Origin of the sequence: Agreia sp. VKM Ac-1783, from assembly GCF_900177765.1 — a bacterium.
In the GTDB taxonomy this organism is placed as follows: Bacteria; Actinomycetota; Actinomycetes; order Actinomycetales; family Microbacteriaceae; genus Agreia.
This window is the reverse complement of record NZ_FXWI01000004.1, coordinates 1-12,748: the sequence shown is the minus strand read 5'-3', so window position 1 is coordinate 12,748 and position 12,748 is coordinate 1. Positions and strand designations below refer to the sequence as shown.

At 65.4% G+C, this 12,748-nt stretch carries 12 protein-coding genes and 1 pseudogene; 5 read left to right on the top strand and 8 right to left on the bottom strand.

Annotated elements, in window-relative coordinates; genetic code table 11:
• Nucleotides 1-23 precede the first annotated feature (23 nt).
• Nucleotides 24-983: a Dyp-type peroxidase gene (locus CCK87_RS14160; protein ID WP_086462077.1), complete on the top strand. Its 960-nt coding sequence runs from the start codon at nt 24-26 to the stop codon at nt 981-983.
• 178 nt (nt 984-1,161) lie between these two features.
• On the top strand, nt 1,162-1,734 hold the full coding sequence (locus tag CCK87_RS14155; RefSeq protein ID WP_140162868.1) for a hypothetical protein: 573 nt from the start codon (nt 1,162-1,164) through the stop codon (nt 1,732-1,734).
• 180 nt (nt 1,735-1,914) lie between these two features.
• On the opposite strand, the gene CCK87_RS14150 is transcribed toward CCK87_RS14155, so the two are convergent.
• Nucleotides 1,915-4,554, bottom strand: coding sequence for an ExeM/NucH family extracellular endonuclease (locus CCK87_RS14150; protein ID WP_086462075.1), 2,640 nt, complete (start codon nt 4,552-4,554; stop codon nt 1,915-1,917).
• A 159-nt stretch (nt 4,555-4,713) separates the two neighbouring features.
• On the bottom strand, nt 4,714-5,043 hold the full coding sequence (locus CCK87_RS14145; protein ID WP_044442452.1) for a hypothetical protein: 330 nt from the start codon (nt 5,041-5,043) through the stop codon (nt 4,714-4,716).
• Between the two features lie 73 nt (nt 5,044-5,116).
• Here CCK87_RS14145 and CCK87_RS18655 point away from each other — a divergent pair, with 73 nt between their 5' ends.
• A complete protein-coding gene (locus tag CCK87_RS18655) occupies nt 5,117-5,239 on the top strand; it encodes a hypothetical protein (protein ID WP_283160438.1) in 123 nt (40 codons plus the stop codon).
• Nucleotides 5,240-5,439: 200 nt separating this feature from the next.
• Here CCK87_RS18655 and CCK87_RS14140 read toward each other — a convergent pair whose 3' ends face one another.
• From CCK87_RS14140 to CCK87_RS14130, 3 genes are all read right to left on the bottom strand, one after another.
• A complete protein-coding gene (locus CCK87_RS14140) occupies nt 5,440-6,132 on the bottom strand; it encodes a copper resistance CopC family protein (RefSeq protein ID WP_170927298.1) in 693 nt (230 codons plus the stop codon).
• 4 nt (nt 6,133-6,136) lie between these two features.
• Nucleotides 6,137-6,874, bottom strand: a complete 738-nt coding sequence (locus CCK87_RS14135; protein ID WP_086462073.1) for a YcnI family protein — start codon at nt 6,872-6,874, stop codon at nt 6,137-6,139.
• Nucleotides 6,875-7,002: 128 nt separating this feature from the next.
• Nucleotides 7,003-7,620, bottom strand: coding sequence for a hypothetical protein (locus CCK87_RS14130; protein WP_086462072.1), 618 nt, complete (start codon nt 7,618-7,620; stop codon nt 7,003-7,005).
• A 109-nt stretch (nt 7,621-7,729) separates the two neighbouring features.
• Here CCK87_RS14130 and CCK87_RS14125 point away from each other — a divergent pair, with 109 nt between their 5' ends.
• Complete coding sequence (locus CCK87_RS14125; RefSeq protein ID WP_140162867.1) at nt 7,730-8,935, top strand: hypothetical protein; 1,206 nt, start codon at nt 7,730-7,732, stop codon at nt 8,933-8,935.
• Here CCK87_RS14125 and CCK87_RS14120 read toward each other — a convergent pair.
• Nucleotides 8,932-10,353 (bottom strand): deoxyribodipyrimidine photo-lyase, encoded by a 1,422-nt coding sequence (locus tag CCK87_RS14120; RefSeq protein ID WP_086462070.1) that lies wholly within the window; start codon nt 10,351-10,353, stop codon nt 8,932-8,934. The genes CCK87_RS14125 and CCK87_RS14120 overlap by 4 nt on opposite strands.
• Entirely contained in the window at nt 10,350-10,793 is a 444-nt protein-coding gene (locus CCK87_RS14115; protein ID WP_086462069.1) for a MarR family transcriptional regulator, read from the bottom strand. The genes CCK87_RS14120 and CCK87_RS14115 overlap by 4 nt, the downstream gene beginning before the upstream one ends.
• A 594-nt stretch (nt 10,794-11,387) precedes the next feature.
• Here CCK87_RS14115 and CCK87_RS14110 point away from each other — a divergent pair.
• A complete protein-coding gene (locus CCK87_RS14110) occupies nt 11,388-12,002 on the top strand; it encodes an isochorismatase family cysteine hydrolase (RefSeq protein ID WP_086462068.1) in 615 nt (204 codons plus the stop codon).
• Nucleotides 12,003-12,253: 251 nt separating this feature from the next.
• Here CCK87_RS14110 and CCK87_RS14105 read toward each other — a convergent pair.
• Nucleotides 12,254-12,748: pseudogene (locus CCK87_RS14105) on the bottom strand (MFS transporter); the annotation flags it as partial.

Here is a 12,748-nt window from a genome sequence, read left to right as displayed (position 1 = left end):
CGCCTCTCCAGTAGCGTTCAGATGTGACCGATCTTGTCGACGGCGAGCCGCTCGCCGCATCCCAAGCCATCCTCAATCCACTGAGCGATTCCGCCATCTTCCTCGTGCTGACGATCGCCCCTGGCGGAGAGCAGCTCGTGCACGACGCACTCGGCGATATCTCCGGCCTCGTTCGTTCGGTGGGCTTTCGTGTTCCCGACGGCGTGCTCACCTGCATCACCTCTATCGGCTCGGATGCCTGGTCGCGGCTCTTCGACGGCCCCCGGCCCACAGAGCTGCACGTCCTGCCTGAGTTCCACGGAGCGGTGCACTCGTCTGTCTCCACGCCGGGCGACGTCCTGTTTCACATCCGTGCCAAGGGCATGGACCTCTGCTTCGAGCTGGCGAGCCTCCTCGTCGAGCGGTTCGGGGGGATGTCCGCCGTCGTCGACGAGGTGCACGGGTTCAAGTACTTCGAGGAGCGCGACCTGCTCGGCTTCGTCGACGGTACCGAGAATCCGACAGGCGCCCTCGCCGTGAAGAACGTGATCGTGCGCGACGACGAGCCCCAGTTCGTGGGCGGAAGCTACGTGGTCGTGCAGAAGTACCTGCACAACCTCACCGCGTGGAACACGCTCACGGTCGAGCAGCAGGAGCAGGCGATCGGTCGAGGCAAAGCCAACAACGTCGAGCAGGCCGAAGAGAAGAAGGCCCCGAATGCCCACACGGTCTTGACCGTGCTGACGGATGCCGATGGCAACGAACTGAAGATCGTGCGCGACAACATGCCGTTCGGCCGGGTCGGAGAGGCCGAGTTCGGCACGTACTTCATCGGCTACGCGAAGACGCCCGCGGTCACGGAGCGCATGCTGAAGAACATGTTCGTCGGCGACCCCGAGGGAAACTACGACCGCATTCTCGACTTCTCGACAGCGGTCACAGGGTCGCTGTACTTCACACCTACGGGCGACTTCCTCGACGACCCACCGCCGCTCCCGAGCTGACGACTGCTGTCCGCTCGACTGTGCACTTCCCGTCGGTGCGAGCGAGCATCCATAGGCGCATTCTGCCCAGTCGGCAGGGTGTCGTCGTGTGTCGAAAGCACGGTTCGGTACTTTCTCACTGAGTACTGCCACTCTGTAGATCCGACGCGCCAGCGTCGTGGGAGAGAAGGGGGCCATCATGGCTGACAAGAAGACGAAGAAGTCGACCTCGAAGGCGACGAAGAAGTCGACCGAGAAGACCGCATCGAAGACCGTATCGAAGACCGCGAAGAACATCGAGAAGAAGCTCGAGAAGGCGGCGCGCGAGGCGATCGCTGCCGCGGAGACCGCGGTGAAGAAGGCGCGCAAGGCGGCGAGCGAGCGTTCGAAGGAGTTGCGCAAGCAGGCCGAGAAGGTCGGCCGTGACCTCGAGAACGTCGTGAAGGATGCCGAGGCAGAGGCCAAGAAGGCCGCGCCGAAGACAGCCGAGCCTGCCGCGAAGAAGCCGGCAGCGAAGAAGCCCGAGACCGCCGCGAAGAAGGTGGCCGCGCCGCCCATCGCGTCGGCACCTCCGGCGACGAAGCGTGGACTCGATCTACCGAAAGCATCCGCACCGAAGGCATCAACCGCCAAGGCGGCACCGAAGACCGCGGCCGTCGCGTCGACCAAGCCGCCGACCCTCGTCGAGCTGCGCGCTCAGGCGAAAGCCAAGGGAGTCGTCGGGTACTCACGCATGAGCCGCGCCATTCTGGTGGAGCGTCTCAAGGACTAGCCCTGGTGCTGCCCACTGCGCCGGTCGAGTAGGCCGGCCACGGCCGTATCGAGACCACTGCTGACAGTGATCTCGATACGCGGGCTCCTTCGTCGCGCCGCTACTCGATCAACGCGTGATTGGGCTTCTTCGTCGCGCCGCTACTCGATCGGCGCGTGGATGGCCTCGGTCGTCGCGCCGCTAGTCGATCGGCGCCCCGGTGCCACGACGCCGAGCTACGCGACCGAACGTCGCTCCCAGTACGAGGAGCGCCAACGCCGCGAACAGCGCGAGTGAAGCGTCGGCTCCTGTGGCCGCGAGGCGGGTCGGAGCGGCTGCTGCCGGCGAGCCCGGATCGCTCGGACCGGCCGACGCGTCTCCGCGCAGCGCCAATCCGACGACCACCGGATCGTGGTCACTCGAGCGGTAGGGGTCGGCCCGGTAGAGGTCGAGCGCGTTGTAGTTGTAGCGGCTGTACTCCAGGGCGATCGACTCGACCGAGTTGATGTTCCAGATGTCCGTACCCGTCACATCCGCCGCAGCCGCGCTCGATGCGAACACGTGATCGAGCGAGCCGACTTCGCCCTCGAACGCGTAGCTCTTCTTGCCCGTCGCCTCGCCGATGTCGGTGTAACCGGCCGAGAGGATCACGTCGATCGGGTCCTCTTTCTCGTAGGCGTTGAAGTCGCCGCTCAGCAGCACGCGGTCGATGCCTGTCTCGGCTTTGCGTGCAGCGGCGAAGGTCACGAGGGCATTGGCTTGCCGGACTCGTGATGCGTTCGATCCGCTCTGCCCGTCGTTCTGATTCGCGTCCGCGCCTGTTCCCGAACTCTTCGACTTGAAGTGGTTCACGATCACCATGAACTGGCTGGCGTCGTCGCCGTCGGCGAGAGCGAACACCTGCGACAGCGGATCGCGGGCGTTGACGAACGCCGGGTCGTCGAGGATCACTGAGGCGCCGACGGTCTTGATGACGGCCGGTTTGTAGATGAACGCCGTGCGAATCACGTCTTCATCGGCCGGAATCGCCGAGGGCGAGGGCACGAACGCCCATGTGTCCGCCCCGGACGCGGCATTGAGGGCTGCCGTCAGCTGGGCGAGCGACGCGTCGCGTGGCTCTCCGAAGCGGGCCGAGTTCTCGATCTCCTCGAGAGAGACGACATCGGCGTCGAGCGCATTGATGGCCGAGACGATCTTGGCCTGCTGCCGCTCGAGGTCCTCCTGCTCTGCGGCGCCGCGGGCGTCGCAGCCCTTGTTCACCGTCACTGGATCGCCCGACCGATCGGTGTAGAACGAGCATCCGGTGAGCTCGTCGCCCGTGGTCGAGAAGTAATTCAGTACGTTGAACGAGGCGACGGTCGCGTCGCCCCCGACCGCAGCGGGAGTGGGCTTGCGCGTGTTCTCGAAGGTCGCGGGCTGCACGTCGGCCGCGTTCGACGGAGTCAGCTCCTGGGTCGGTTGCAGGCTCCACGCGTCGAAGCGGTAGTCGAGCACGACCGGGCGAGTGAATGTCACTGCTGCACCGATACGCACCGGATTCTCGATGGTCAGATACGGCAGCGGCTTCGCCGTGTTCGCCGCACTGCTGAAGTTCGTGCTCGCTCCGTCGTCGAGGGTCACCTTGGCCGCGGTATTCGCCGCCTGGAGCGCTCGATACTCGTCGCTGCCCGGCTCGGTCACCGACGTCGGTGTCGTCAGCGGCTCGGATCCCGCTACGAGCACCACCGACCCGAAGAAGTTCGTGTCGTAGTTGTCGGTCACCGTGTAGTCACCCGCGGGGGCGATCAGCATGCTCTCGAGGGATTCGCGCTGGGCGGCGTCGGTGGGGACAGCGACGGTGGCGGGCGCGGGCGGCGTCACGGTGTCGGTCAGCACGGTCAGGCCACCGGATGCGACCGTCACCTCGGTCAGGCCGTCATGTTCGGATGCGGTGCCGGTGACCTCGACGTATGTGCCGATGGGGGCCTGCGGCACTGTCGCCGACGAGTAGACGAACAGGCCGTCGGATGCCGTGTGCGTGGCCAGGTCGAGCGCGCCCCCGGTTCCCGGAGTTTGGATGACGTAGCCGTTGAAGCCCCCGGAGGGGTAACTGGCGGTGACGACTCCGCGGGTGATGACGGTCTGCCCGGCGAGAGGACTCGTATTCGTCGTGCCCTGGATGTCGGCGATCGTGGCGCTGACCGGCGGACCTGAAGGTACCTCCGGTTCTTGACCGCTGTTCTCGGGGGTTGGGGCAACGTCGGCGAAGTCTGCCGAGTTCACGTCGCTGTCGATGGCACTGACGCGGGTCAACGAGGTGGTCACAGACGGCGTCGGAGCCGCGGCGCCCTCGAAGGTGTTCGACGAGCCGTAGCCCAGAAGGTCGACGACGGCCGGGTTGTTCACGAGGGACCCGGTGGCCGGCGCGGTGAGCGCGGTCGTCTGATTCGCGAGGAACAGGGTTCCTCCTCCGCCGGCGAACGAGAACCCGGCCGTGGCGTCGGGGGTCGGCAGGGCTGCTCCGTTCGCGGCATTGCTCGTGCCTTGAATGAGGTAGTGCCCACCGGCGGCGATGGATCCGGTCAGTGGGAGGACGCCGGTGGGGTCGTTCGGATTGCCCGCGGCGCGGTACTGCAGCGACATCGTGCTCAGATCGACAGCGCTGTCGGTCGGGTTGTAGAGCTCGACGAACTTATTGACGTAGCTCGCGCCGACTGATCCGCCGTTCACGTACGCCTCGTTGATGATGACACCGGTGCTGGCCGCAGAGGCCGGCGCAGTGATCATCGGGGCGGTAGCGAGCGCGAATCCGGCAGCGAGTGCCAGGCCGGCTCTGAGACGGCGATGGTGCGTTCGGGTCATGGAGATCCCTTGTTCGGATGACGAGTGGTATCCACCCATCCAAGGGACAACGTGCGACATCAAGGAGACGCGCGTGTAAACAACAGGTTTAAAGTCCCCCTGTTAAGGGGGTGTTGGGCGTGTCTGGGGGGAATGCGCTACGCCCTCGAACCGCAGCGTTTAGACGTGCCCTCGGGGCGGATTCGTCGCGCCGTTCGGCTCTTCGGAGAAGATGAGCCCCTGGCCACTGTTTGCCGATGACGTGAGAATCTCGAGCCACTCGCGGTTCAGCGTGGGCATCTTGCCGCCGAAGAACTTGAAGTAGAGCGGAATCGACTTGTCGAGCCAGATGCTCGAGCGTCCGTCACCGATGGCCGGATCGTCTTTCCACGAGAAGAAGAAGCTTTCTCCACGACGCAGCTTCGAGCCGATCACGATCTGCAGGTGCGTCAGCGCCCGGTCGTCGAACTCGATCTCGATGTCGGAGTCACCGTATAGCAACTTTCCCATGATGTCCCCTCGTGCCTTACTGCGCCGCTGCGCGCGATGATCCTCCCACATTAGGCGAGACAGAGCCCGAATTATGACTCGACGCGAAGAGTTCCAGCGCGTCGTCAAGGCTGCGGGCGGTATGGGATGCGACGCCACGATTCACAAGAGTCACCTCGAAGACGGATCCGCGGGCTTCGATGAACCCGAGCAGTGACGCGGCGTCGTGAGCTGAGACACGAGGATCGGAGACTCGCCATTCTGTCGGCGAGAGTTTGACCAGCGATACGGTCTGTTGAGTCGGCGAGGCGGTGCTATGTGCAATCACGCTATTCCTGCTCTTTCTTCGCTCCTTTCGCGAAGTCTGCGAATCGAAGCTCTCACCAGTCTCGGTGAGAGCTCCGATTCGTGGCAGGGCTAGATATCGCCCGAAGAGCGTGAATCACTTCCGGAGCCCGCTCCCAGCTTCGGTCGCCGCAGGATGAACAGAGTCACGCCGACGGCCACCGCGACAGCGGCGAGAGCTCCGCCGCTCCATGTCAGCACCGAGACGAACTCGTCGTCCGACGTCGCTGCGACCGACGAGGAGTCGGAGCCGGCCGATGCACTGTCGCCAGCGCTGTCGGCCGCCGTCGGGCAAACGGGTGCGGTCGCGGAGCCGGTCGAGGCCGGCTGCCCCGCATCCGGCTGCCAGGTGAACGAGAACTTATTCGAGACCGGATGCCCGTCGGTCGAGACGACACGCCAGAGCACCGTGTAGTCACCGGCAGGACCAAGAGCGGCCGCCGTCGAGATCGAGGGTCCCGCAACGGTCACGCATCCGTCGCCGTAGAACAGGCCGTCCGGGCCTTGAACCTCGAGGGCTCCGGCCGATCCGGTGTTCTCGCCGCCGAAGTCGAGCAGCACATCGTTCGTCGTGATGACGAAGTCACTCGGCAGGACGGTGAGCACGGATCCCGCTTCCGGGGTCGACGACACGAGGTAGTTGTGCGCCGACGCCGCCGGAAGCTGACCGATCGCGCCGACGGTCAGCGCGCCCGTTCCGAGCAGCGCAAGCGCGCCGATCGCCACGGTCACGCCACGCGACAGTCTCGACGAAACGATGCGCATGAGCCTAAGCCGCCCGCGAGCGACGAGTGGCGACGACGGCGATGACGACGCCGACGGCACCCACGACGAGTCCGCCGATGCCCAGAACGCGTGCCAGCACGTCGTCCGACGAACCGGAGGCCGCGTTCGAAGCCGAGCCCGACGCATCCGACGAAGCTGAGGCCGCGTTCATGGGGTCACCATCGGCCTCGGTGGCCACGGCCTCGGTCACGGCGATGCTGGGCGCAGGATGCTCGACCGAGTCCTCGTCGGCCCCGTCGGCCGGAATCTCGTTCCAGTTCGTCGACCCGGTCTCGCAGGTCTGCAGAACGGGGAAGTCGAGGGTGGTGCCGGCGGCGTCGGCAGGCAGCTGCAGCGAGAGCGCGAAGGTGTCACGGTAGCCATCGGCCAGCGGAGTCTTCGCGGTGTAGACGACCTGCCCGACGCGCTCCGTCGCCGTCGCGCCATGAGAATTCGTCGTGGGCGTGGCAAGCGGGGCCATGACCTTCGACACGTCCCAGTTGGGGTTGATCGTGGGCGTCACCGACGGGATCGACTCGGGCACGTCGATCGTGATCGACGTCGTGGCCGACCCGTCGCATCCGTGCGGAACGGCGAAGGTGAGCACCGTGTACGAACCGGCGGCGGTCGCTGCGGGGGTGACGCTCACGTGAGCGCTTGCCGAGAGGGGCACAGCGACGGCCAGCAGAACGCCGAGGCCGAGGCCGGTCGAGGCGAGGGTGAGCGAGGTGGATTTCTTCATGACGGGTCCTTGAGAAGAGTGCGGAGGGCGCCTCGATGGCGCGGATACTCCGGCGAAGTGGATGCGCGGGGTGCGCGAAAATGTCTCGATGCGCGGGCGGGTGCCGGGCCGAGAAGAAAGAGGAGAGGTCAGGCGAAGAGCGGTGGGCCGCGGTGCCAGAGGGATGCGCGCAGCACGGCAAGCATGGCCGGGGCGTCGATGCGGTGCACCCGACCGAGGCGGATCGCGCGCGGAGCGAAGGTGGGCGCCGGAAGAAGGAGGGCTGTGAGGCGGGTCGCACGCAGGACCGCGGCGGCACACAGGCCACGAACAGCGCGCTCACCCCAGATGATCGCGGCGAAGGTGGCGACTGCCGCGAACACGTGGCCTGCCACCATGGCGACATCGACGGTGATCGCGAGAGCGCTGGATGCCGCGGGGCCGCTCGGTGCGAACATGGCGGCCATATCGTGGCCGCTGTGCGCGCCCCGGGCGGTGTCGAGCGTCTGTGCCGCGGGCGTGGCGATGAGGCTGAAGAGCGTGTGGAAGAAGACCTGGCTCACGGCGACCGATGCGCCGATGCGCCAGTACGAGAGGCCGCGCCCGGCGAGTGCCACGCAGATCATGGTCGAGAAGGCGAGGGCCAGCGAGAGCGCCGCGATGCTGGGCGCGCTGCCCCCGGCGGCGGCGTGCGAGAAGGCGGCCACAAACGTCGAGAACCCTGCAGCGAGCGTGCCGCGAGCGACGCGTGTCCAGCGTGTGCTCATCGTGCTCCTCGTCTTGCGATCGCCCTCAAGTCTATTCGGACCTCTCTCTCGCCAAATCCGCTCCCCGCTAGTCTGGTCAGCAGGATTGTGTCGAGTGTTAGGAACCTCCGTGAGTCTTCCCCCGTATCCGACCGGCCCCGAGCGGGGCGGCGAAGCAGGTCGACCACAGGTTCCCCCGATGCCGGCGCAGCAGTTTCCCCAGCAGCAGCAGCCGTCGTATCCGCCGCAGCAGGCCCAACAGTTTCCCTCGCCATCACCGCAGCCATACGCATCCGGATCACCCAAGCCCCCACGCACGCGACCCCCACGCACGCGCGGAATGAGCTGGTGGCAGTACCTGATGGTCGGAGTGGCCGCGGTGCTCTCGATCGCGCTCCCCGTCTCGGGAGGCGTCTACTACATGGCCAATGCTCGACTGATCGCCGACCGCCAGTCCGTCGCCGACTACAGCCCGAGCGACGACATCTCGTCGCTGGTCAAGCGTGCCGATCTGAACGACGTCGGCACCTTCATCTTCTACACGAGTCATCCCGAGCTGAACACGGCAAACGAGTTCAACACGGCCTGCGGAATCCGGCCTGAGCAGTTCCTCCTCGGGTGCTACACGGGCGAGACCATCCACCTCTACGATGTCACCGAAGAGCGCCTCGACGGGCTGCGCGAGGTCACGGCGGCGCACGAGATGCTGCACGCGGCCTTCGATCGCCTCGACAAGAAGTCGCAGGATCGTCTGGGCGACTTGCTCGAGAAGGCCTACGAGGAGCACGGCGACGATCCGGAGCTCGCAGACAGGATGGACGCGTACGCGGTCTCGCAGCCCGGCACCCGCATCACCGAGCTGCACTCGATCGTCGGCACCGAGTTCGCCGATCTCGATCCCGAGCTCGAGACGTACTACAAGCGCTACTTCGACGACCGCAGCGTCGTCGTCGACCTGCACGCCTCGTACATGAAGGTGTTCAGCGATCTCGAGCAGCAGACGACCGACCTGTCGAACCAGATCCTTGCGCTCGCAGACGAGATCGAATCAGACACCGCGACGTTCAACGCCGACCAGACCCAGCTCAACGCCGACATCGACGCCTTCATCGCCAAGAACCAGGCCTATGGGTACTCGAGCGATCCCGCCGGCTTCGACGCCGACAAGGCCGCTCTCATCGCTCGCGACACCGAGCTCGAGACACGCAGGACGGCTATCAACGACAAGACGACGCGGCTCGGAGACTTGCAGCAACAGCTTCGCGACCTCGACGCCGACGCACAGGCGCTGAACCGCAGCATCGACTCGACGATCGTGCCGGGCGAAGGGATCTAGTCGCCCGAGCCGCCCGGCTCGCCCAACGCACGGTCTTTCGAGATCGACGCGTACGCATCCAGCGCCGCCTTGCGCGACTCTTTCAGATCGACGAGCGGCGGCGGATAGGTCTCGGCATCGATGTCGGGAACGAAGCGGCGGATGTACTCGCGGTGCGGGTCGAATTTGGAGGCCTGCAATTCGGGATTGAACACGCGGAAGTACGGTGCCGCGTCGACCCCTGAGCCCGCCACCCACTGCCAGTTCACCGCGTTGGCCGCGGGGTCTGCGTCGACCAGGGTGTCCCAGAACCACCTCTCGCCCTCGCGCCAGTCGATGCGCAGGTTCTTCACGAGGAACGAGGCCACCACCATGCGCACCCGGTTGTGCATGATGCCGGTCTGCCACAGCTCGCGCATGCCCGCGTCGACGAGCGGGATGCCCGTGCGACCCATCTGCCACGCCTCCATCACGACGTCGGTCGGCTCGGCCCACGGGAAGTCGTCGAAGGCGGGCCTCATGTTCGAATGCGTGATCTGCGGCCAGTGGAACAGCAGGTGGTACGAGAACTCGCGCCACACGAGTTGGCGCAGAAACGCGCTCGCCCCGTCGGCGGCTCGGGCGCCCTCCGAGGTGCGCCTGTCGAGCGAGGCGACGAACGAGCGGGTCTCGTGCCACACCTGGAACGGGCTGATCTCGCCCCAGCGCAGATACGGCGAGAGACCGGATGTCGCATCCTGCGCCGGCAGATCCTGCTCGGCCACATACGACGAGAGTTCGTCGGCCAGGAACGCGCGCAGCCTCTCGAGTGCGGTCTTCTCGCCGGGGGTCCACGCCTCGCGCAGCCCGCCGGCCCAGTCGGGGGTTGTGGGCAGCAGGTTCCAGTCGGCGAGATCGTCGCCGGCAACACCGGTGAAAGCCGTCACGTCGTCGTCGACGGGCAGCGGATGCCGCGGCTCGGGTTGCGCTAGGCACGACCGGTAGAACGGCGTGAAGACGCGATAGGGAGCGCCCTGCCCGGTGAGAACGGTCCAGGGCTCGAACATCAGCGACGCCTGCGAGCTTCGCGCCTCGACGCCCGCAGCCCGCAGCGCTGCCTTGATGCCGGCATCCACGGTTCGTTCGGCCTCGCCGTAGCGACGGTTCCAGAAGACGGCGCCCGCGCCGGCGTCGGCCACGACGGAATCGATGACGTCGGCGGCCGCTCCGCGACGAAGCGTGAGCTCGAGGCCGATGTCGCGCAGCGACGAGCCGAGCGATTCGAGGCTGTGGTGCAGCCACCAGCGGGCCGCGCCGCCCAGCGGCCTGAGGCCGGAGCTGGCGTCATCCAGGATGTAGAGGCACACGACCGGCTCGCCACGCTGGGCGGCCTCGTGCAGGGCGGGGTTGTCTGCGACCCGCAGATCGTCGCGAAACCAGACGATGCTGGGGGCGCTCATCTGGCGGTGACGCTGTCGTAGAGCTTGCCGGTGAGGCGCGCGAGGTCTGTGAGCTCGTCGGGGGAGAGGGCGGTGTTCATGCGGGTCGTGATGGAGCGGCCGTGAATGCGGGCGGCGTCGCGGAAGAGAGCGAATCCGGCGTCGGTGAGCGCGACCAGGGTTCCCCGGCCGTCGTTCGGATCGGTGAGCTTCGTGACGAGACCGCGCGCGGCCAGGCGATCGACGAGGCGCGAGATGCTCGGCTGGGTGAGCAGCACGTTCTCGTTGAGTTCGCGGATGCGCAGGGTTCGGTTCTCGCTGCGGGTCAGGGTGAAGAGAACGTCGTATTCGTTCAGCGATATGACGTCGGAGGGGAACTCCGAGGCGATCTGTCGCATCACCGCGACTTGAGCGCGGAAAAGCGACTCCCAGGCTTCGACGGGGGAGGCTGGCTTAGTCATGGAGTTCCTCTCGTGGCTCCACATTAGGGCGGCCACGGAGGAATCTCCGAAATAGCAGGGGCGGGTTGACATCCGGTTAGGTCTGGAGCGTTCGCAGACAGACAGAAAGCCCGTCGTAGAGGCTAACGACGGGCTTTCTTCCCTTGCACCAAGAGTGTCCTGCAATCACATTCCGCGTTACTTGCCACAGCAAACAACTAACGCTCTAGAACCATATAACGGTTGAGTAACGGAGCGCTAGTTACCAAAACGTTATTTTGCTGGGAGTTGTCTGTGAGCCCCTGTTTGGGGGTCAGCCCTAGCGGTCGACGCGCACTCGACCGGCCAGCTGGGCATTACTTGCGATTGTCGTTATTGGTCGGGGGGAGATGAATTTACATTCCGGTAACAAGACGGATATGTATTTGTTTCGAGAACTTGATTATCTGAGGTCGTCCTCGGCGAGGGCGCCTGTCGACTCGAATTGGGTCTGGCAGGGAGGCACTCTCGATCATTTGTATCGAATCGTGGGTCTAACGCGCCGCGGCGTAGGCCATCCACGGCCGCGCGGCCGCGTTCTACGTGACCGCCTCGCTTACCTCGCAAGGAGACTCAATGTCCAGCGCACTGGTCGTCATAGATATGCAGAACGGCTTTGTCCACCCCGATGGCTCGCTGCCGAGCCTCGGCATGGGAATGTCCAACATCGGCTCGGTGATTGCCGAAAACGCCGCCGTGATCAGGGCAGCTCGCGCAGCCGGTCTGCCGGTCATCTACACCCGGAGCGTTTTCCGACCCGGAATGGTCGATCTTCCGATGCGCATGGAGGGCTTCCTCCCGCCGAACTTCGAGTTGCTCGAGCGTGGCAGTTGGGACGCGGACATCCACTCGGACTTGACCCCCGAAGAAGGTGATGCGGTGATCGACAAGAATCGCTACGACGCCTTCTTGAATACGCCTCTGGAGCAGGTACTGCGCACGCTCGATGTCTCGAGCGTGCTCGTTACGGGAACTGTCACCTCGATCTGCGTGGAGTCGACGGTTCGGTCCGGCTACATGCGTGACTTCGACATGATCGTCGCATCCGACTGTGTTGCAGGTGCGCCGGGCCAGCATGAGGCTTCGCTGAACATCATGGGCGCTGCGTTCGCGACTGTATTGCCATGGCAGGAAGCAATCAGCCGGCTTACCGACACCTCCGGGGCTGCGCCAGCATCCGTCCCCGCGTAAGTGTAGAGGAACCGACGCGGCGATCGTTTCGCAGCAGAGCCTGCGAAGGTTCTGCTGCTTCCGGGGGTGGCGGATCTCTACTTCCGGTTCGACGCGTTAGTTCGGCCATCTGCGGTATGGAGACCTCAGAGTAGGGACCTGGCCGGTGCGGAAAAGATGCTTGCAAGCAACACTTGTTGGAAAGCAAGAAGACGGCCAACGTCGCCACTTGGCGTTGGGCCCGTCTTCTTGCTTTCTGATCAGCTCAGTTGTTAATGCGCGAGCACGGGGGCCGCGGACCCAGCGTCGGAGCCCTGGGGGAGCAGTTCGGACTTCGTGCCGCGGATGAAAACTGCTGCGATGATCGACGCCAGCACGAGTCCGATGGCCGCTGCGATGAAGGCCACGGAGTAGCCGCTCGTGAATGCGTCGAGCTGCGTCCCGCCGCCGTCGTAGCCGGCGACGGTCGACGCGTAGAGCGCCGTGAATACTGACAGGCCGATGGACCCGCCGATCTGCAGAGCCGAGTTCAGGGTTGCCGAAGCGGCGCCCGCATCCTGTGGCGCGACGCCCGTGAGTGCGAGGTTCTGCAGCGGGACGAAAATCATTGCCATGCCGATTCCCACGACGATCAGCGCGGGCATCACCTGCACGAAGTACGATCCGTCGGCGGTGATCAGGCTGAGATAGGCGAGGCCTGCAGCGGAGATGAGCGGGCCGACGATCAGAAGCGGACGTGGTCCGACAGTTGACAGCAGCTTGGTGGC